Annotated in this window: 19 protein-coding genes; 9 read left to right on the top strand and 10 right to left on the bottom strand. The window is 70.6% G+C overall.

Features of this window, described 5'->3' with window-relative positions:
* Positions 1-115 precede the first annotated feature (115 nt).
* From WDW90_RS08445 to WDW90_RS08415, 7 genes are read right to left on the bottom strand one after another with little or no spacing between them, the layout of a single operon-like run.
* Complete coding sequence (locus tag WDW90_RS08445; protein WP_431310998.1) at positions 116-1,081, bottom strand: YncE family protein; 966 nt, start codon at positions 1,079-1,081, stop codon at positions 116-118.
* Positions 1,082-1,087: 6 nt separating this feature from the next.
* The gene (locus WDW90_RS08440) at positions 1,088-1,618 is read right to left on the bottom strand and encodes an SRPBCC family protein (RefSeq protein ID WP_336486945.1); all 531 of its coding nucleotides are present in this window, start codon (positions 1,616-1,618) and stop codon (positions 1,088-1,090) included.
* A gap of 16 nt (positions 1,619-1,634) precedes the next feature.
* Positions 1,635-2,243 carry a DUF447 domain-containing protein gene (locus tag WDW90_RS08435; protein ID WP_336486944.1) on the bottom strand — a complete coding sequence of 203 codons (609 nt, stop codon included), beginning with the start codon at positions 2,241-2,243 and terminating at the stop codon, positions 1,635-1,637.
* Positions 2,244-2,246: 3 nt separating this feature from the next.
* On the bottom strand, positions 2,247-3,812 hold the full coding sequence (locus WDW90_RS08430; RefSeq protein WP_336486943.1) for a DUF6513 domain-containing protein: 1,566 nt from the start codon (positions 3,810-3,812) through the stop codon (positions 2,247-2,249).
* Positions 3,809-4,402 carry an amino acid kinase family protein gene (locus tag WDW90_RS08425; protein WP_336486942.1) on the bottom strand — a complete coding sequence of 198 codons (594 nt, stop codon included), beginning with the start codon at positions 4,400-4,402 and terminating at the stop codon, positions 3,809-3,811. The genes WDW90_RS08430 and WDW90_RS08425 overlap by 4 nt, the downstream gene beginning before the upstream one ends.
* On the bottom strand, positions 4,399-5,121 hold the full coding sequence (locus WDW90_RS08420; protein WP_336486941.1) for a (5-formylfuran-3-yl)methyl phosphate synthase: 723 nt from the start codon (positions 5,119-5,121) through the stop codon (positions 4,399-4,401). Before WDW90_RS08420 ends, WDW90_RS08425 begins: the two co-directional genes overlap by 4 nt.
* 34 nt (positions 5,122-5,155) lie before the next feature.
* Positions 5,156-5,686 (bottom strand): DUF3280 domain-containing protein, encoded by a 531-nt coding sequence (locus WDW90_RS08415; RefSeq protein ID WP_336486940.1) that lies wholly within the window; start codon positions 5,684-5,686, stop codon positions 5,156-5,158.
* Positions 5,687-5,950: 264 nt separating this feature from the next.
* Between WDW90_RS08415 and WDW90_RS08410 the strand changes: the two genes are divergently transcribed.
* The 9 genes from WDW90_RS08410 to WDW90_RS08370 all read left to right on the top strand — a co-directional run bounded on the left by WDW90_RS08410 (position 5,951) and on the right by WDW90_RS08370 (position 14,682).
* Positions 5,951-7,198 carry an ABC transporter substrate-binding protein gene (locus WDW90_RS08410; RefSeq protein WP_336486939.1) on the top strand — a complete coding sequence of 416 codons (1,248 nt, stop codon included), beginning with the start codon at positions 5,951-5,953 and terminating at the stop codon, positions 7,196-7,198.
* 127 nt (positions 7,199-7,325) lie between these two features.
* A complete protein-coding gene (locus tag WDW90_RS08405; protein ID WP_336486938.1) occupies positions 7,326-8,312 on the top strand; it encodes a YVTN family beta-propeller repeat protein in 987 nt (328 codons plus the stop codon).
* Positions 8,313-8,408: 96 nt separating this feature from the next.
* Positions 8,409-8,843, top strand: a complete 435-nt coding sequence (locus tag WDW90_RS08400) for a cupredoxin domain-containing protein (protein WP_336486937.1) — start codon at positions 8,409-8,411, stop codon at positions 8,841-8,843.
* Between the two features lie 9 nt (positions 8,844-8,852).
* Positions 8,853-9,095, top strand: a complete 243-nt coding sequence (locus WDW90_RS08395; RefSeq protein ID WP_336486936.1) for a hypothetical protein — start codon at positions 8,853-8,855, stop codon at positions 9,093-9,095.
* Positions 9,092-9,856 (top strand): ABC transporter ATP-binding protein, encoded by a 765-nt coding sequence (locus tag WDW90_RS08390; protein WP_336486935.1) that lies wholly within the window; start codon positions 9,092-9,094, stop codon positions 9,854-9,856. Before WDW90_RS08395 ends, WDW90_RS08390 begins: the two co-directional genes overlap by 4 nt.
* A complete protein-coding gene (locus tag WDW90_RS08385) occupies positions 9,853-10,746 on the top strand; it encodes an ABC transporter permease (RefSeq protein ID WP_336486934.1) in 894 nt (297 codons plus the stop codon). Before WDW90_RS08390 ends, WDW90_RS08385 begins: the two co-directional genes overlap by 4 nt.
* Positions 10,743-11,375, top strand: a complete 633-nt coding sequence (locus WDW90_RS08380; protein WP_336486933.1) for a hypothetical protein — start codon at positions 10,743-10,745, stop codon at positions 11,373-11,375. The genes WDW90_RS08385 and WDW90_RS08380 overlap by 4 nt, the downstream gene beginning before the upstream one ends.
* 320 nt (positions 11,376-11,695) lie before the next feature.
* Positions 11,696-14,167, top strand: coding sequence for a TonB-dependent receptor (locus WDW90_RS08375; protein ID WP_336486932.1), 2,472 nt, complete (start codon positions 11,696-11,698; stop codon positions 14,165-14,167).
* 155 nt (positions 14,168-14,322) lie between these two features.
* Entirely contained in the window at positions 14,323-14,682 is a 360-nt protein-coding gene (locus tag WDW90_RS08370; protein WP_336486931.1) for a hypothetical protein, read from the top strand.
* Between the two features lie 199 nt (positions 14,683-14,881).
* Here WDW90_RS08370 and WDW90_RS08365 read toward each other — a convergent pair whose 3' ends face one another.
* The 3 genes from WDW90_RS08365 to WDW90_RS08355 all read right to left on the bottom strand — a co-directional run bounded on the left by WDW90_RS08365 (position 14,882) and on the right by WDW90_RS08355 (position 18,516).
* Entirely contained in the window at positions 14,882-16,414 is a 1,533-nt protein-coding gene (locus WDW90_RS08365; RefSeq protein WP_336486930.1) for an undecaprenyl-phosphate glucose phosphotransferase, read from the bottom strand.
* 160 nt (positions 16,415-16,574) lie between these two features.
* A complete protein-coding gene (locus WDW90_RS08360; protein ID WP_336486929.1) occupies positions 16,575-17,780 on the bottom strand; it encodes a glycosyltransferase family 4 protein in 1,206 nt (401 codons plus the stop codon).
* A 163-nt stretch (positions 17,781-17,943) separates the two neighbouring features.
* Positions 17,944-18,516, bottom strand: a complete 573-nt coding sequence (locus tag WDW90_RS08355; RefSeq protein ID WP_336486928.1) for a polysaccharide biosynthesis/export family protein — start codon at positions 18,514-18,516, stop codon at positions 17,944-17,946.
* Positions 18,517-18,698 lie beyond the last annotated feature (182 nt).

The raw sequence follows: 18,698 nt of genomic DNA, 5'->3' as shown, positions 1-18,698 counted from the left end.
GGACCCGTTCCCATCACCCTGTCCCTTCCCATAGCAGCGGAGGGAATCCGCGCTCGACAGACCGACGTCGAGGCATGCCCGGAGTGATGCGGCGCCAACTCGCCGGGGCCGGCCCCTACCGCAAGAAGTCCCCGAAGGCCCGCGGCCCGTCGCCCACCGGGATGTCGTTCGTGACGCCGAGCGTGTCCGCGTCGATCACGCTCACCGTGTTGTCGCCCCAGTTCGCCACGTAGACCCGGCTGCCGTCGCGGCTCGCCGCGACACCTTCCGGGTGGTCGCCGACGTCGATCGCCCGCTCGGGCTTCAGGGTCGCGAGGTCGAACACCGTCACGCTCGCCGTGTACTGGTCGGTGACGAAGCCGCGGCCGCGGGCCAGAGCCACGACGTAGGGGCGCTCCCCGGTTTTCACCCGGCCGATCTCGCGGCCCGCCGCGACGTCGATCACCGAGACGTCGTCCGAGAGGACGTTGGCCGTGTAGGCGCGCTTGCCCTCCGCATCGAGGGTGATGCCGAACGGGTGCTTGCCGACCGGAATGACCTTCGTCTCGCGCCGGCTCGCCGCATCGATCACCGAGACCGTGTCGGCCTCGCGGTTCGCCACGAGCAGGGTGGCGCCGTCCAGGCTCACAGCGATGCCCGACGGCGAGGCGCCGACCGCGATCTCACCGTCCGGGACGAGCGTGCCGTCCTTCGGCGTGAGCACGAACAGGCGCTTGCCGTACCAGTCCGCGACGTAGACGGTCCCCGAGGCCGGATTGCAGGCGATGCCGAGGGGGCCGCCCGGCAGGGGCAGCGTGCCGGTGACCTTGCGGGCGTCGATGTCGAGGATGGCGAGGCCCGGCCCGTCGGGCCGCGTGACGTAGGCGGTCCGGCGGTCCGGCGAGAGGGCGACGCCCGCGGGCGAGCCCGGCACCGGAATGCGCGCCGCGACCGTGCCCGCGGCGAGATCCAGGATCTCGACGGCGTTGTCGCCCTGCACCGTCACCACCGCCTCGGCGGCGAAAGCAGGGAGCGCGGCGAGGAGGGCGAGGGCCGAGAGGCCGGCGCGCAGCCGGCCTCCCGCCTGACTGAGCGTTCGCACGCGGGCCTACGAGCCCTTCTCGACCTTGGCTTTCAAGGCATCGAGGCCGGTCCGGTAGAGGCCGCGCACGGCCTTCTCGGAGTTCTCGTCGTTCAGCTCGGGCGGCGGATCGTTGTTCATGTAGCCGCGGTAGAAGGCGCCCTTCCAGGTGACCTTCGACTTGCCGCCCTCGTCCTCGACCTCGATCGTCGAGGAATAGTCGTTCACCGGCAGGGTCTTCACGTCGACCTTGTCGATCCGGTACGAGTAGCTCTTCTTCTCGGCGGAGTACTTCGACAGTTCCTCCTCGACCGTGGCGCCGCCCTTCAGCGTCAGGGTGCGGGTGGCCTTGGGATCGTTGCCGCCCTTGCCCTCGGTCTTCTCGACCGGCGGCAGCCAGCTCATGTCCTGGAAGTTGCCGATGACCGACCAGACCTTGTCGGCGGGCGCGTTGATCTCGACGGATTCCTGGATCTTCCGGCGGGTCGGTCCGTGGGCCTCGGCAGAGAACGACACGACGGCGAGCGCCGCCGCGGTCGCAAGGGCCAGCATCTTCATGGGGTTCCGGTCTCCTTCAGGCGCCGCTTGTCAGTCGCGCGGCGTCGGGGTTTGCGAGGATTCGGTCCGTGCCCAGAGCGGCCGAGACCTTGTCCTCGATCCAGTCCCAGGCCTCGCGCTCGCGCGGCCCGGCCGTCTTGGATATGGCGATCGCGAGGTAGCGCATCTCCGAGAGGATCTTCTCGGGCTCCAGCATGTGGAGGCGCGTCGACAGGATCGCGGCCTCCAGGACCGCGCCCTGCGCCCGGTTGTAGCCGAGGAAGGGGGCGTGGCTCGCCTGATGCACCCGACGGCCGCGGAAGCGCGGGCGCGTGGCGTCGTCCTCGACCGAGACCACCTCGAACTCGGCATGGGCGAAGCTGTCCCGCAACCGTTGGCCGCGGATCCTGTCGCACGGGACGACCGGCCAATCGCGGCGCCCAGTGACGCAGCCCGCGATCACCCGAACATCCCTCGGGCAGGAGGCGGCGAAGACCGGGTTCGCTTCGAGGTTGAGGATCGTCGGCGAGGGCCGGAAGGGGGCGAGGATCAGGTCCTCGCCGTCCTCGATCAGGCCGAAGGGCACGAGATGCAGCTCGCCCGCGGGCGAGAGCGTCGTCACGATGGTCTCGAGGATCAGCGGCATGACTCAAGCCTCGTCCGCCGGCACGAGCTTGCCGCAGACAAGCCGCGACGCGCGCTCGGAGGGCGTCGCCGCGACGCCCTCGGCCCGCGCGCTGTCCGGCCCGACCGTCTCGGGCGGTTCCGCGCCGGCCTCGGCCGGGACCCGCGCGGCATCGCGGGTGCCGGGAGCCGGCGCATCGGGGCCGGAATGCCGGGTGTGGCCGGCCTTCTTGAAGGCGGTCGTGTCCTCGGCCTCCTCGTCGGCCGCCGCGCCCCAGCGCAGGGGCTCGTCCTGCACGTAGCGCTTGCCGAGCCGGTACGCCGTCTCGGCCTTGGCGAGCTCCGCCCCGAGATAGAAGGCGTGGGCGCCGTCGCTTTCCACGTTCAGGTCCGGGAAGAAGGCCATCGCGTCGGTGCCGACCTTGTGGATGTCGCGGTTGTAGACGTGGATGCCGTCCTCGGCGACCGCGATCCGAAAATTCGGATCGCGCACCTCGGCGGCGAGACCCGCGATCTCGTCGGGTGTCTGCACGAAGGGGCGCTTGTCGTGAAGGGCCAGAAGTGCCCGGCCGTAGCCCTTCGGCAGGGCAGCGTCGGCCTTGGCCGCGTACATGACGCGCCGGGCCGCGTCGTGCTCCTCCAGGGTGCGGCGCGTGTGGTTCGAGACCTGCACGATCAGCACGTTGCGGATCGCGAGTTCCGAGCACATCCCGAGGAGGAGCGCGGTGACCCCGAGGCTGTCGGCCTCGGTCAGCTCCGTCAGGTTGCCGGTGCCCATCATCATCTCGATGCCGGGATGGCGGGCGCGCACCTCCCGGTAGCGGGCAATCGAGTCGACGAAGCCGAAATGGATCGGCTCAAGGATCGGATCGGCCATGTAGGGGCGGCCCGCGCGCTCCATGCGCTCGATGGCGCGGTCGAGGGAGGGCAGGTCGTCGGGCCGCATCGGCACCAGGACCGGCACGGCCTCCGTCTCGAAGGCGAGGTCCAGGCTCTCCTCGTTGAGGCTCAGCAGGTAGTCGGCGCCGGCCTTCGCGCCGCGGGTCAATTCGTCGAGGGAGAAGGAATCGACGCTGACCTTCAGGCCGGCCTCCTTCAGGAGCCGCACGCTGTCCTCGAGATGCGGGAAGGCGGTGTCGGGCAGGCCGCCGAGGTCGATCACGTCGGCGCCGCGGCCGGCGAGGTCGATCCCCTTGGCGAGGATCTCCTCCGGGCTCATCTTCGAGGCGTCGACGATCTCGGAGAAGATGCGCAGGTCGTGCCGCGACAGGTCGACCCTGCGTCCGGCGAGCCCGAGATAGGCCGGCAGGTCGACGATCTCGTCCGGACCGCGCTCCACCGGCACGCCGAAATGGGCAGAGAGAGCCTCCGGCTTCGCCCGGCAGCGGCCGGGCAGGACGATGCGGGTGGCGCCTTCCGGAATCGCGACGCGGCGCCGGATGATCTCCTCGGTCATCAGCGCCGCGACTTTCACGCCCGCATCCGCGATGCTCCAGGCGAAACGATCGGGCGGCAGCGTCGCGGCGACCTTCTCGAGGCGGGCCCGCGCCAGCTTGCCGGTGACGAAGACGAGGTGCTCGGGCGCGCTCATGCGGCCTGCCTCCCGAGCCGGAGATCAGCCTCCGCACACCGCAGCACGATCTCGCCCGAGAAGCGAGCGGCGAAGGCCGGGAAGGCCGCGTCGACCAGGCCGCTGGCAGCCAGATCCGCCGGGCTCGCGCCGGGCGGGCAGGGGGCCGCCTTGACGAGGACGCAGCGCGCGGCGCGGGTCTCCGCAGCGAGCCAGAGAGCGAGGCTGTCGGACGTGACGGTCCAGGTCTCGGCCACGGCCGGATGGCCGGCGCGCAAGGCCGCCGGGTCCCAGACCGGGACCCGGCCCGAGGCGGCGAGGCGCTGGAGAGCGGCAGGGTCGGTGTGTCGGGCGAGGCGCGGCTCGAGCGCGCAGAGCACCTCCGCCACGTGCCCCATCGCGTCGAGGGCGAGGCGATGGGCGAGGGCATCACCGAAGCCGAGCGCCGCCTGCGCGCCCCGCACCGCGTCCGCGAAGGGGCCGCCGCCCGGCACCGCGATGCAGGTGCCCTCCGCGCCGGAGGCAAGGCTCGCCAGGGTCGCGGCGAGGCGCGCGCGGTCGGCGAGCAGGCTGCCCCCGATCTTGACGACGCTGAGGCCGGGCCGGCTCACGCCGCGTCCCTGCGCCGCAGCGCCCGCAGGCGCGCGACCGCATCCGTGAGGCGGGCGGGATCGAGGCTGTCCCTGCGGTCGCCGCCCCGGCACAGGCCGCCCCGGAAGCCGAGATAGTCGGGACCGGCAGCCGCGAGCGCGGCGATGTCCTCGGCCCGGAGCGAGCCGGCGAGCCCCGAGAGCAGACCTTGCGCCCGGCACGCCGCCGCGAAGCCGGCCAAGCGGGCTCCGTCGAGATGGTCGGTAAGGCGGCGCCCGTCCTTGCCCGCCGTATCGATCATCGCCCCGAGGAAGCCCGCCGCCCGCAGTGCCGCCGGGTCCTCCGGTGCGGGCGCCTCCTCAGCGAACAGGACCGCGATGAGCCGGCCGGGCGCTGCGCGTGCCGCGCGGGCGAGGATCCCGTGCTCCCGCCGCAGGGCCGGCCCGACCGCCACCTTGACGAATTCGACCCCCGTTGCCGCCATCGCGGCGACCGCCTCCGCCAGTGCCCCCGCATCGGCCGGCTCGCCCGCGACCGCGCTCGTGGCGGCACGCCCCGCGACGGCCGCGACGATCGCCCGCACCGCATCGGGCGGCAGCGCCCCGAGGGCGCCACGGGCCGGGTCCTTCGCGTCGACGAGGTCGGCGCCGCGGGCGGCCGCGATCTCCGCCTCGGCGGCGTCGCGGACGCTGACGAGAAGGCGGGGCGTGGCGGGGGCGGACGGGATCGGGCTCGACACGGGTCTCAACACATCGCTGCTGGGCTCGCCGGCCTCACGACCGGTTCGGCAGGGGCTCGGCGAGGAGCCGGTTCTTGACGACCCAACGCATGGCATGGGCCCAAGTATCGTCGGTATCGGCCCGGATCACCACCTGGCCGCCGCGCACGAGCTTGCCGGTGGCCGCGTCCGCGATCGTGACGTTGAGGTTGAAGATCTGGTTCGACCCCTTCTCCACATAGCCGGTCACGGCGAGGTCCGCACCCAGCGTCTTGGCGATGCCTGCCGCGCAGCCGTCGCACTTGTAGAGCGGCGCCTGCTTGGCGATCTCGGCTGCCTGAGAGGCCGTGTCGACGGCTTCGACCGCCCCGTTCGCCTGGAGCGCCTTGCGCAGTTCCTCCGTGACGAGGGCGAGCTTGCGGGTCTCGTCGGGTCGCGCCTTGCGGCCGCCGACGACGCCGGGATCGAGGAGCTCCACCGGGAAGATGGCGGCCTTCTCGGGAGCGGCCTGCGCGCGGCCGGAGACGACACCGATCGGCGCGAGGGCGAGGAGGGCGGCGATGGCCGCCGGGACGCGTCTGGCCATGATGGATGATCTCACGTCGGGGCGGCACGTGGACGGTGTCCCGGCGCGGCTGCCGCGACCGGCCGGGCCCTACACCTCGGGCGGGCGCGGCATTTGGCAACGCCCAGTACTCGAGGTCCCTCCGGCGAACGCCTTTGCATCACGAGACGGTGTTCGCAACGCCCTCCGCGGTCTTTTCCCGACCTCCGGCAGTGGATCGCTTAGGTTTTCCTTATGCATCGGCCGTTGAGTGCGCGCGCGAGATGTTGTTAGCGTGCCGCCCGCATGCAGCTCCCCCCCCGCACAAACCTCGCCACCGTGACGCTGTCGCTGGCGCTCGCCGCTCAGGCCTGGCCGGTCGCCGCGCAGGCGCCGGCTTCCGAGGAGAAGCCGGCCGCGAGCCCGCCCGCCGCGCCGGCCGCCGGCGACATCCGTATCGGCGTGATCTACCGGCCCCAGCCCGCACCCGCCTCGTACGACGCCGAGGCTGTCCCGGAGGACGAGGGTGTCGCGGGAGCCCGGATGGGCATCCAGGACAACAACACGACGGGCCGCTTCACCAAGCAGATCTACGCCCTCGACGAGGTCGCGCTCTCGGAGGGGGGGCCGAGCGCCGTCGAGGCCGCGAAGGGGCTCGTCGCCAAGGGCGTGAGGTACCTCGTCCTGGCGCTGCCCGCCGCCGAGGTGCTGGCGGTCTCCGACGCCGTGAAAGGGGAGGGCGCCCTCGTCTTCAACGCGGCCGCCCCGGACGACGCACTGCGCGGGGCGGAGTGCCGTCAGAACGTGTTCCACGTGGTCCCGAGCCGGGCGATGCAGACGGACGCCCTCGCCCAGTTCCTCACCTTCATGCGCTGGCGCAAGCTCTTCCTGATCGTCGGCCCGAACGAGGCCGACAAGCTCTACGCGGAGGCCTGGAGGAATTCGGCCCGGAAGTTCGCCCTCAAGATCCAGGCCGAGAAGCCCTGGACCTTCGGGCCGCTGGCGCGCGCCCGCGGCGATACGCCGACCCGTGCCGAGGCGATGGTGTTCACCCGGGGCATCGACTACGACATGGCGATCGTCGCCGACGAGGCGAACGACTGGGGCGACTACGTGCCCTACAAGACGGTCGACCCGCGCCCCGTGGGCGGCACGCAGGGGCTGATCGCCACCACCTGGCACCCGACTCTCGAGACCTGGGGCGCCGCGCAGGCGCAGAACCGGTTCCGCCGCCTCGCGGGACGCCTGATGCGCCCCCTCGACTATCAGGCCTGGGCGGCGGTGCGCACGGTGGGCGACGCGGTGACCGTGAAGAAGACGAGCGATCCCGCCGCGATCGGCCCCTTCCTCACCGATCCGGCCTTCAGCCTGCCGGCCTACAAGGGTGTGTCCCTGAGCTACCGCCCCTGGGACCATCAGCTCCGCCAGCCGCTCATCGTCGTGCAGCCGAAGATGGTGGTGTCGGTCTCGCCGGAGGCCGGCTACCTGCATCAGCGCACGCCCCTCGACACGCTGGGCGTCGACCTGCCCGAAACCGCCTGCAAGTTCAGGTAGCCGCGTCGCCTGCGGCAATCGTGAACGGTCGCGGCGGACCGGCAAGCCTCGCAACATGCGGGAAACGCACTACAATCGGCGCCAATCGTCTCGACGAACAATCGCGAGCGTTCAGGGAGGGGACCATATGAGCCGCTGCATCAGGGCGGGCGTGAGCGTTGCGGCCTTGGCCGGCGCGCTGCTCGCCGCCTCCGGTCAGGCGCAGGCCTACACGGTCTACGTCTCGAACGAGAAGGGCAACTCGGTCAGCGTCATCGATTCCACGACCCTGGCGGTCACGGCGACCTGGAAGGTCGGGCGGCGTCCGCGCGGCATCACCACGAGCAAGGACGGCAAGGAACTCTTCGTCTGCGCGAGCGACGACGACCGCATCGACGTGCTCGACACGGGCACCGGCAAGGTGGTGCGCTCGCTCCGCTCCGGTCCGGACCCGGAACAGTTCATCCTCGATGCCAGCGGCAACCCGCTCTACGTGGCGAACGAGGACGACAGCCAGGTCACGGTCATCGACATCGAGAAGAACAAGGTCCTGGCCGAGGTGCCGGTGGGCGTCGAGCCGGAGGGAATGGGCCTCAGCCCCGACGGCAAGGTCCTGGTCAACACCTCCGAGACCACCAACATGGCCCACTTCATCGACACCAAGACCTTCCAGGTGATCGACAACGTCCTGGTGGATGCCCGCCCGCGCTTCGCCGAGTTCACGGCCGACGGGAAGTTCCTGTGGGTCTCGGCCGAGGTCGGCGGCACCGTCAGCGTGATCGACGTGGCGGCGCGGCGGGTCGTCAAGAAGATCAGCTTCAAGATCCCGAGCGTGAACGACGAGGCGATCCAGCCCGTCGGCATCCGCATCACGAAGGACGGCTCCAAGGCCTTCGTGGCGCTCGGGCCCGCCAACCGCGTCGCCGTGATCGACGCCAAGACCTACGAGGTCGAGAAGTACCTGCCGGTCGGCCAGCGGGTCTGGCAGCTCGCCTTCACGCCGGACCAGAAGCTCCTCTTCACCACGAACGGCACCTCGAACGACGTTTCGGTGATCGACGTGGAATCGGGGAAGGTGACGAAGAGCATCCCGGTGGGGCTGCTGCCCTGGGGGGTCGCGGTCTCGCCGCAGTGAGGGCGGGGCGCCTTTCCTCCCCGCATCGGGGCGGAGCGGCGCCCGAGAAGGCGGACTGGGAAGGCCCGACGCGGCGGAAGGGGAGGAACGGACAGGATGACGCGCATTTTCCGGCTCGCGGGGCTCGGCCTCGCGGGATTGCTCACAACGGCCCCGGCGCAGGCGCTCGACCTCACGAAGAAGCGCCAGAACCTGCCCGACCTCGTTCTCGGCAACGAGGAGGGCAACGACTTCGTGGTCGAGAACAAGGATATCGAGCTGGAGGCCGGCAAGGCCTACCGGCTGCGCATCGTCGCCAAGGGGCGGCAGGAATACAAATTCTACGCGCCCGAGTTCTTCCGCTACATCTGGCTCAATCAGATCGTGATCAACCACCTGGAGATCCACGGTGGCGGCCCGCCGGACCATTTCGAGTTCGACGATCCCGGCGAGATCGCGGTCGAGTTCGTCGCCATCAAGCCTGGCGAATACAAGTGGGAAGCCCGCGGCCTGGAGTCGAAGGGCATGACCGGCACGATCTCGGTGAAGTAGGAAGCTCGCATGCGCCTCGCCCTCCTCACCCTGGCCGGCTGCCTCGCCGCCGCCCCCGCGCTCGCCGACGACAAGGCCGCCTGTCGGGACGGCATCGCCCAGATCCGGGACGCGCTTGCCGGCAACCCGCCCGAGGCCGCGGTGCCGAAGGCGAAGAAGGCGCTCCGCGTGGCCGAGCGCGAACAGGGCGAGGGCGAGTACGACGAGTGCCTCGACGCCGTCTCGGACGCCAAGCGGGCGCTCGGGAAATGAGCGGCGGAGGCGCAGGGGCACCGGCCCTCGAGGTCGCGCATGTCGGCCACCGCTTCGGCGCGCGGGCGGCCCTGTCGGACGTCTCGATCACGGTCGAGCGCGGGCGCTTCATGGCGCTGCTCGGCCCGAACGGGGCGGGCAAGACCACGCTCTTCTCGGTGATCACGCGGCTCTACAACAATCAGGAAGGCCGGGTCTCGATCTTCGGGCACGGGCTCGACCGGGAGCCCTCGCGGGCGCTCGCCCGCCTCGGCGTCGTGTTCCAGGCCCGCACCCTCGACACCGACCTGACGGTCGCCCAGAACCTCCTCTACCACGCGAGCCTGCACGGGATCGCGCGCGGAGCCGCCAAGGCCCGGATCGCGGCTTTGCTCGACCGGGTCGGCCTCGCCGAGCGCCGCGACGACAAGGTCCGCACGCTCTCGGGCGGGCAGTCGCGCCGCATCGAGATCGCCCGGTCGCTCGTTCACGGGCCGAGCCTGCTGCTGCTCGACGAGCCGACGGTGGGCCTCGACCTCGAATCGCGCGCCGACATCGTCGCCATCGTGCGGGCGCTGGTGCGGGAGGAGGGGCTCTCGGTGCTGTGGGCCACCCATATCTTCGAGGAAATCGAGCCGGGCGACGACGCCGTTGTGCTGCACAGGGGCCGCATCGTCGCGCGAGGCCAGGCCGGCAGCATCGGCGGCGAGAGCGAGAGCCTGGAGACGGCCTTCCGCCGCCTCGTCGCCGATCCGAAGGACGGAGGCCGCCAGGCCGCATGAGCATCCAGACGCAGACCCATGCCACGCCCGCCGCGCCCGCGCGGGCGCAGGGCGTCGCCCATCACGGGCGCCTCGACGCGATCGGCTACCTGATCTGCCTCGGCGGCATCGTGCGCCGAGAGCTGCTTCGCTTCTTCAACCAGAAGGAACGGTTCTTCTCGGCGCTGGTGCGCCCGCTGGTCTGGCTGTTCATCTTCGCGGCGGGCTTCCGCAACACGCTCGGCGTCTCGATCGAGCCGCCCTACCAGACCTACGTGCTCTACGAGGTCTACGTGGTGCCCGGCCTCGCCGTGATGATCCAGCTCTTCAACGGCATGCAATCGTCCCTCTCCATGGTCTACGACCGCGAGGTCGGCTCCATGAAGGTGCTGCTGACGAGCCCCTATCCGCGCTGGCTCCTTCTCCTCGCCAAGCTGATCGCGGGCGTGACCGTGTCGGTGGTGCAGGCCTACGCCTTCCTAGCGATCGCCTGGTTCTGGGAGACCGACATCCCGTCCGTCGGCTACGTCGCGGCTTTGCCCGCCTTCGTCGCCGCCGGGCTGATGCTCGGGTCGATCGGCCTCCTGCTCTCCTCGATGGTGCGGCAGCTCGAGAACTTCGCGAGCGTGATGAACTTCGTGATCTTCCCGATGTTCTTCGCTTCCTCCGCCCTCTACCCGCTCTGGCGCATCCGGGAATCCTCCGAGACCCTCTACTGGATCTGCGAGTGCAACCCGTTCACCCACGCGGTTCAGCTCGTGCGCTTCGCCCTCTACGGCCAGTTCGAGCCGGTGGCCTGCGCCGTCGTCGTCGGCACCACGCTCGCCTTCTTCACCCTCGCCGTCATCGCCTACGACCCCGGCCGCGGCATCATGGCCCGGCGCGGAGGCCCGGCCGGAGACACAGCATGATCCGACACACTTTGCTCGTCCTCGCCGCCCTCGGCCTCCTCGCGGGGCAGGCCGCGGCCCAGCCGAGGCCTGATCCCGACTGGCCCTGCGTGCAGCGCAAGGTGCCGACGCTCAGCGCCGGCACGGTCTGGACCGGGCCCGACATCGAGGCCGCCGGCCCCTGGGGCGACGATTTCGCGGCGGCGGCGCTGGCCCAGAAGCTCGCCTCGCGCCGCACCGAGCTGGCCGACGTCGACGGGCTCCTCGACGCCTACCTGACCAAGCTCCAGGAGGACAAGGATCCCGACCGAGCCAAGCACCTGACCCACGTCTTCGCGGGGGTGTTCGAGGTCATCAACGGCGAGCGCGACCGCGTCATGAGCGGCATCGCCCGCTACGCGCGCGGCCAGCGCGTCATGGCCGAGCGCATCCGCGAGGAGGCCGACAAGATCAGCCAGACCAAGGATGCGCCGAGCCCCGAGGACGCCCGCGAGCTGCCCAAGGAGCAGTCCGAGATGGAATCCAAGTTCGCCTGGGATCGCCGCATCTTCCAGGAGCGCAGCCAGTCGCTGACCTATGTCTGCGAGGTGCCGCAGCTGCTCGAGCAGCGCCTCGGCGAGATCGCCCGCAAGATCCAGGCGCGAATCTGAGCGCGGCGCAGGTGAAGCCTCCCGCGAACCGCCGGTTGCTCCGCGATCGGAGGTTCGCGCGAGGCGTCTCAGGCCATTGCCGCTTTATCCCGGAGACGATTGCCTGATCTGCCCTAAGCTTTTGAAATTCTAAGACAAATCTGTTGCAATCGCGTCACGAGATCGATTGATCTCGCCCTCGGAGCAGCCTGGGCCGCGATTTCGGCGAAAAACGCATCTCGGGCCGATTGTCGGCTCCCGCAATCCCCCGCATGAGTGGCCGGCAAGCCCCGCGACAAGGGGCATGGTCTCGGGACATTTCGGGGGTCGGGAAAATGGGAATGCGGGCGCTGCGCGGCAGCCTCATCGCTTCGGTGGCGCTGCTGCCGTGCACGGTTCAAGCCCAGCAGGGCGCGACCCAGGCGGTGACGCTCGAGGAGCTCAACGTCGTCGCGACGACGCCGGTGAGCGGCACGGGCGGCGGCGGCGGCCAGCGGCTCGACAAGGTGCCCTTCACGGTCGAGACGGTCAGCGCGCGCCAGCTCGAGCAGGACCGGCCGACCCTCGACCCGACCTTCACGCTCGCCCGCACCACGCCGGGCGTGAACGTGTCGGACGGGCAGGGCAACAGCTTCCGGCAGACCCTGACCTATCGCGGCTTCGACGCCTCGCCGCTCCAGGGCGCCCCCCAGGGCCTGGCCGTCTACCAGAACGGCACCCGCATCAACGAGGCCTTCGGCGACGTCGTGAACTGGGACCTGATCCCGTCGGTCGCCATCAACCGCATCGACATCGTCACGGGCAACCCGGTCTTCGGCCTCAACGCGCTCGGCGGCGCGGTCAATATCGAGATGAAGAACGGCTTCACCTGGCAGGGCAAGGAGGTGTCCGTGATGGGCGGCTCCGACGGCCGCATCGTCGGAACCCTGCAATACGGCGAGGTGATCGGACCCTGGAGCTTCTACTTCGCGGGCGAGGGCCTGCGCGACGCGGGCTGGCGCTTCCAGTCGCCCTCCGAGATCGGCCGCGTCTACGCCGATCTCGGCCACAGGACGCTCGATTCCGAGTTCCACGTGATCGCGTCCGGCGCCAAGACCTTCTTCGGCGCGGCCGCGGCGACCCCGGTCGACTTCACCCATGTCGACCCGCGGGCGATCTTCACGAACCCGCAGACGACGAGCACCGAGGTGGGTCAGATCCAGGTCACCGGCAAGGTCAATGTCTCGCCGACCTGGGACCTGCAGGGCAACGCCTACATGCGCCGCTTCAGCCAAGTCTACGTCGACGGCAACGACGGCAATTTCGAGAATTGCAGCTCGCGCTCGAACTTCCGCGGCTTCCTCTGCTACGAGGACGACGGCTTCACCATCGCGCCGGGCCAGACCCAGGCGCAGTTCCGCAACCAGTTCCTGATCCTCGGGCCGCAGAACCAGCGCATCCCGTTCCGGGCCGGCATCCCCTACGGCACCCTCGACACGGTCCGCACCGAGGCGACGGGCTACGGCGGCACGCTGCAGGCGACGAACCGCGATCAGTGGTTCGGCCACAACAACACCTTCATCGTCGGCGGCAGCATCGACGCGGCCGACTACACCTTCAAGTCGGCGAGCACGCTCGGGGTGATCAACCCCGACCTCAGCATCACGGTCGATCCCAACAACCCCTATTACGGCAACATTCCGGGCCTCGGGGTCGGCCCGATCCGGACCGCGGCGGCGCTCGGCATCGCGCCGAGCCTGGTGACGGGCTCGAACCTCTACCTGGGCCTCTACGCCCTCGACACCTTCGACGTGACCGACGCGCTCACGCTGACGGCGGGCGCGCGGCTCAACTTCGCCCGCATCTCGACGCAGGACCAAACCGGCTTCTCGCCCGACGTGACGGGCACCCACTACTTCAACCGCATCAACCCGGTCGCGGGCCTCACCTACAAGTTCTATCCCTGGCTCAACCTCTACGGCGGCTACTCGGAATCGAACCGCGCCCCGACGCCGCTCGAGCTCGCCTGCGCCAACCCGAACCGGCCCTGCCTGCTGCCGAACTCCCTGGTCGCCGACCCGCCGCTCAATCAGGTCGTGGCCCGGACCTACGAGGCGGGCTTCCGCGGCACCGTCCCGGATTTCTATGCGGGCGGGCTCCTCAACTACAAGATCGGCGCCTTCCGCACCGACCTGACCAACGACATCCTGCAGATCGCGGTGCCGGGCAACGCGGCGCGCGGATACTACGTGAACGTGCCGGCGACCCAGCGCCAGGGCATCGAGGTGGCGGGCGAGTACGTGGGCGAGCGCCTGAGCCTCTACGCCAACTACGCGCTGATCGACGCGACCTTCCAGTTCCGCGGCAACCTCTCCTCGCCGAACAACCCGCTCGCGAATGGCGGCCTCATCACGGTCAGCCCCGGCAACAAGGTGCCGCTCGTGCCCGACCACCAGATCAAGGTCGGCTTCAACTACGCGGTCACGCCGACCTGGACCTTCGGCGCGAACCTGCAGGCCTACTCGTCCTCCTACTTTCGGGGCGACGAGTCGAACCTGAACCGCAAGCTGCCGGCCTACTTCACGGCCAATCTCAACACGAGCGTGCAGGTCACCCCGAGGCTTCAGGTCTTCGCCCTGATGACGAACATCTTCAACAACCGCTACGCGAACTTCGGCACCTTCGCGGAGCCGGGTGCGGTGGCCGGCAACTACGTCATCCGGGATCCCCGCACCACGACGCTGGCCCAGCCCCTCTCGGTCTATGGCGGCATACGCTACGCCTTCGGCGATGCGCCCGCGCCCATGCCGGAACCGCTCGTCCGCAAGTTCTGACGCCGGTCGCCCGAGGCGGGGCAGGAGCCCGGGCAAGCCAAGGGCGCGGCGCCCGGGAGGGGAACTCCCGCTCCCGAAATCGCTTCTTCCCGCACGCTCAGATTGCGGGCCGCCGATCCTCGGCGGCCCGCATCGTGATTCGGGAGAAACGCTTGATGCGGATGACCCACGTGCTGCCGGCCGCCCTGATGACCCTCGCCGCGGCGGGACCGGCGCTCGCCACGCCCTGTTCCGACGAGATCACCACCCTCGAGAAGCGCCTCGACAGCGCGGGCGCCGAGACGGTCACCGGCAAGGAGCCGCCGGGCGGCCCCACCTCCTCGCATTCCGACAAGGCCCTGCCCCAGCCGCCGGGCGGCAAGCCGAGCGACCCGGGCGTGGCGCCGTCCGCGGCCGGCATCAAGGAGGCGCGCGACCTCGTCCAGAAGGCGAGGGCGGAGGACAGGGCCGGCGACGCCCAGAAGTGCCGCGACACCATCCTGCAGGCCAAGCAGAAGGCCGGCGCCCTGCCGTAGGACGGGCCGGAGAGCGCGGACCGCTTGACGCCCGGCCAATCCGGAAGCGGCGCATCCCTCTCCCAACCTCTGCCGCACGGACGAGGAGGCGCGCCGCGGGTCGGGCACGCGTCCGGCCCACCTCGGCGGTGACAGGGCGCGAACGCGCGAAGCCCGATCGGAGGCGGGCCCTTCGTGTGCGGATGCCGCGCCTCGACCGTCAGTAGGCGTTCTCGGTCCTGAACAGCGCGAAGGGCGTTGTGATGAGGATCCTGAGGTCGAGCAGCACCGACCAGTTCTCTATGTAGAAGAGGTCGTGCTCGACGCGTCGCTGCAGCTTCTCGCTGGTGTCGGTCTCGCCGCGCCAGCCATTGACCTGGGCCCAGCCCGTGATGCCGGGCTTGACCCGATGACGGGCGAAGTAGCCGTCGACCACCTGGTCGTAGAGCGTGTTGGCGGCCTTGGCCTGCAGCGCGTGGGGGCGGGGACCGACGAGCGACAGGTCGCCCCGGATCACGTTGAGGAGCTGCGGCAGCTCGTCGAGCGAGGTCTTGCGGATGAGGCGGCCGACCGGGGTCACCCGCGGGTCGCCCCGCGTCACCTGCCGGGCGGCGGCGTGGTCGCACTGGTCGACATACATCGAGCGGAACTTGAACACCTCGATCAACTCGTTGTTGAAGCCGTGCCGCTTCTGCCGGAACAGGACGGGGCCGGGCGAGGTCAGGCGGACGGCGAGCGCCACCGCCAGCATCACGGGCGACAGGAGGACGAGCAGGCCGAGCCCGACGACACGGTCGAAGGCCGCCTTCACCACGACGTCCCAGTCGGCGATCGGCTTGTCGAACACGTCGAGCACCGGCACCGCGCCCAGATAGGAATAGCTGCGCGGGCGCAGCCGCAGCTTCGTCGCGTGGGCCGAGAGGCGGATGTCGATCGGCAGGACCCAGAGCTTGGCGAGCATCTGCAGGATGCGCGCCTCCGCGGAGATCGGCAGGGTGAAGACGATGAGGTCGACGCGGGTGTGCCGGGCATAGGCGACGAGGTCGGCGACCGTGCCGAGCTTCGGGTAGCCCGCGACCACGTCGGTGGAGCGGTCGTCGTTGCGGTCGTCGAACACGCCGACGATGCGGATGCCGGTCTCCCCTTGCGTCTCCAGCGCGCGGATCAACTCCTCGGCGACGGGGCCGCCGCCCACGATGGCGGTGCGGCGGTCGAAGCGGCCCCGTCGCATCTGCGCGCCGATCACCTGGGCGAGCACGACCCGTCCAGTGAGGAGGAGCCCGAGGCCGCTGACGAAGAATGTCCCGAGCCAGAGGCGGGAATAATGATCCGCGACCTTGGCGAGCACCAGGCTCGCCGCGACGAGCAGGAAGGTGAGCGTCCAGCCGAGGCAGAGCTTCACGGCCGCCTTCACGACGCCCCGGAACGCGCCGATCCGGTAGGCGCCGCTGATCTGGAACAGGACGACGGCGATCGTCGCGGTCGCCAGGATCGCGGCGCCGTAGGCCAGATTGAACGGGATCTGGCCGCGCAGCAGGACGTGATGGAGGATGAGGCCGAGCCCGACCATGAGCGTGAACTCGGCGGCGCGGATGCAGCCCGCGAGCACGACGGGCGAGATCAGCGGGCCGGGCAGGGGCGGGGCGGCGGCCTCGGCGGGCGGGACCGCACCGCCCGGTTCGTCCTGCGGGGCGGCCGACACCTCGGGCTGCGCGGCCGCCTTCAGAAGATCGCGGACATCGAACGCACTCATGGGACCAGTAACGCTCTCATGGGATCCGCCCCGCTGCGCGAGGCGGCGATCGGGACGATTCTTGGCATGCCGGCGTCTCGGAAAGCTTAAGGCTGAACCATGCGGCGCTGCCGCATTCTCGAAACGCGGTCCGGCGCGGATCCACGGGACGGGCGTCGCCTCAGGCCGTCCCGGCCACGCCGGTGCGCGCCGGCAGCGGCCGGAGCGGCGTCGAACGGGCCTGGAAGGCGGCGGCGTAGCCCGACAGCACGTCGGCGCCCATGCGCCGCATGGAGAAGCGCAGCTTCACCGAGGCGCTCAGCGCCGCGAAGCGCGCGCGCCGGTCCTCGGGCTCCTCGTCGAGGACGCGGGCGATCGCGTCTGTCAGAGCGCCGACGTCCCGGGGCGGCACGAGGTCGCCCGCCGCGGGTCCGAAGATCTCCGGGATGCCCCCGACATCGGTGGCGACGAGGGGCTGGCCCGCGGCGGCCGCCTCGAGGACCACGTAGGGCAGCGATTCGGCGAGCGAGGGAACCACCATGATCCGGCCGCGCGCCAGCACCGGGCGGATCGGCTGGGCCGGCTCGAAGGCCACGGCTCCGGCGAGCCCGAGCGACGCGGCCCTCGCCCGCAGGATCTCGGAATCCGGGCCGGACCCAACCATCAGGAGCCGGACCTCGCGTCGGCGCGCCCGCAGCCGCGCGAGCGCTTCGAGAAGCACCGGCAGGCCCTTCGCCTCCCGCAACTCGCCGACATACAGGAGGTCGAACGGGTCCGCCGCCGGGATCACGGGCTCGAACTCCGCCTCCCCGATGCCGTTGTGAACGATGCGGCGCAGGCCGCCGGCCTCCCCCACGAAGCTCCGGTGCCGCCGGGCGACGTACTCGCTCTCGAACAGGAACACGTCGGTTCGCCGCGCGAGCATTGCCTCGGCCCCCATGTAGAGCCGGTGCAGGGCGGTGCCGGGCCGGTAATTGTAGCTGCCGCCGTGGGGCGTGTAGGCGCGGATCGCGGCGCGCCCCGTCGGCGCCAGGCGCGCGTAGACGCCGCCCTTGGCGCCGTGACCGTGCAGCACGCGGGGTCCAACGGCCTCGGCGCGGCGGGCGACGGCCCGCAGGGCCGCGAGATCGGAGGGATGGCCGTTGCGCCGCATCGGCACCCGAGTGACGCCGAGGCTCAGCGCCGGGGCGAGTTCGGCGAGGGCCTGATCGGCGCGAGCGCCGCCGGTGGTGGCGTCGCAGACGATGCCGACCTGATGCCCCGCCGCCGCCTGGAGGCGGGCCAGATCGACCACGTGCCGGAACAATCCGCCGACCGGTGCCCGGAAGACGTGCAGGATGCGGTAGGGCGGGCTGGTCTCGAAGGAGGGGAGGGGAGACGCGACCACGACCAGGACTCCAGGCAAAGGCTCTCGGCCGGCCAGGAGGCTAGGATTCGATTCGTGGGCGCGAAGTTAAGGTTGTACCGGCGGGAGCCGAGCTCGCGACGTCGTGGCCGGCATTCCGCCCGGGTTGGTTAAGGCCGGCCTAATGCCGGCACCCGGATCGCGCTCAGAAGAAGCGCTCCTTGACCATGATCGTGTCGCCCGGTCGCACGGGGTAGGTCATCGGCACGATGCCGGAGACGAGGCCGCCGGGCATCTCGCGGGTGAGGACGGCGTAGTCGCGGGCGGCGCGCGGGCCGAACCCGGCCGCGATCGCCACCGCCGTCTCGACCGTCATGCCGTTGACGTAGGGGTACTGGCCGGAGGTCGTGACCTCGCCCAGGATGTAGAAGGGCCGGTAGGCGTCGACCTCGACCGTGACGTGCGGCTCGCGCACGAAGCCTGCCGCGAGCTTGGCCTCGATGGTCCGCGCCGCCCCTCCCGTGCTCTGGCCGCCGATCGCCACGGCGCCGATCAGCGGCATCGCGATGCGTCCGGCCCCGTCGACCGCGTAGATGTTCGAGAGGTTGTCCTGACCGAACACGATGACCCGCAGCCGGTCCCCGGCTGAGAGAGTGTAATGCGCTCCGATCGAGCCCGTGCCGGCCGCGTCGAGCTGCGCGGTCCGGAAATCCGGACGCAGGCAGCCGCCGAGCGCGAGGCTCGACGAGAGTGCGAGGAGGAGTGCGCGCCGGTTCATCGCCCATGCCGCCGTGAAAGGCCTGATGGGCCCGGTTTACGGCCGATATGGTTAAGGAAAACTGACGCTCTGCCGGAGGGCAGGGCGGCAGGCCCAGATCTTAACGGTCGGGCAACCTTAACCGGTTCTGATGGCGGGCAATTCAGCTCTCGATCTGCGGACCGCCCGCCTTGCGTCACGAT

Origin of the sequence: Methylobacterium nigriterrae, assembly GCF_037106235.1 — a bacterium.
Taxonomy (GTDB): Bacteria; Pseudomonadota; Alphaproteobacteria; order Rhizobiales; family Beijerinckiaceae; genus Methylobacterium; species Methylobacterium nigriterrae.
The sequence above is the reverse complement of the archived record's forward strand: the minus strand, read 5'-3'. Positions and strand labels throughout refer to the sequence as shown.

Excerpts from the sequence above, each read along its gene's own strand:
- WDW90_RS08440 (WP_336486945.1), bottom strand. The coding sequence starts at position 1,618 with ATGAAGATGCTGGCCCTTGCGACCGCGGCGGCGCTCGCCGTCGTGTCG.
- WDW90_RS08435 (WP_336486944.1), bottom strand. The coding sequence starts at position 2,243 with ATGCCGCTGATCCTCGAGACCATCGTGACGACGCTCTCGCCCGCGGGC.
- WDW90_RS08430 (WP_336486943.1), bottom strand. The coding sequence starts at position 3,812 with ATGAGCGCGCCCGAGCACCTCGTCTTCGTCACCGGCAAGCTGGCGCGG.
- WDW90_RS08415 (WP_336486940.1), bottom strand. The coding sequence starts at position 5,686 with ATGGCCAGACGCGTCCCGGCGGCCATCGCCGCCCTCCTCGCCCTCGCG.
- WDW90_RS08410 (WP_336486939.1), top strand. The coding sequence starts at position 5,951 with ATGCAGCTCCCCCCCCGCACAAACCTCGCCACCGTGACGCTGTCGCTG.
- WDW90_RS08405 (WP_336486938.1), top strand. The coding sequence starts at position 7,326 with ATGAGCCGCTGCATCAGGGCGGGCGTGAGCGTTGCGGCCTTGGCCGGC.
- WDW90_RS08400 (WP_336486937.1), top strand. The coding sequence starts at position 8,409 with ATGACGCGCATTTTCCGGCTCGCGGGGCTCGGCCTCGCGGGATTGCTC.
- WDW90_RS08395 (WP_336486936.1), top strand. The coding sequence starts at position 8,853 with ATGCGCCTCGCCCTCCTCACCCTGGCCGGCTGCCTCGCCGCCGCCCCC.
- WDW90_RS08390 (WP_336486935.1), top strand. The coding sequence starts at position 9,092 with ATGAGCGGCGGAGGCGCAGGGGCACCGGCCCTCGAGGTCGCGCATGTC.
- WDW90_RS08385 (WP_336486934.1), top strand. The coding sequence starts at position 9,853 with ATGAGCATCCAGACGCAGACCCATGCCACGCCCGCCGCGCCCGCGCGG.
- WDW90_RS08380 (WP_336486933.1), top strand. The coding sequence starts at position 10,743 with ATGATCCGACACACTTTGCTCGTCCTCGCCGCCCTCGGCCTCCTCGCG.
- WDW90_RS08375 (WP_336486932.1), top strand. The coding sequence starts at position 11,696 with ATGCGGGCGCTGCGCGGCAGCCTCATCGCTTCGGTGGCGCTGCTGCCG.
- WDW90_RS08370 (WP_336486931.1), top strand. The coding sequence starts at position 14,323 with ATGCGGATGACCCACGTGCTGCCGGCCGCCCTGATGACCCTCGCCGCG.
- WDW90_RS08365 (WP_336486930.1), bottom strand. The coding sequence starts at position 16,414 with ATGAGTGCGTTCGATGTCCGCGATCTTCTGAAGGCGGCCGCGCAGCCC.
- WDW90_RS08355 (WP_336486928.1), bottom strand. The coding sequence starts at position 18,516 with ATGAACCGGCGCGCACTCCTCCTCGCACTCTCGTCGAGCCTCGCGCTC.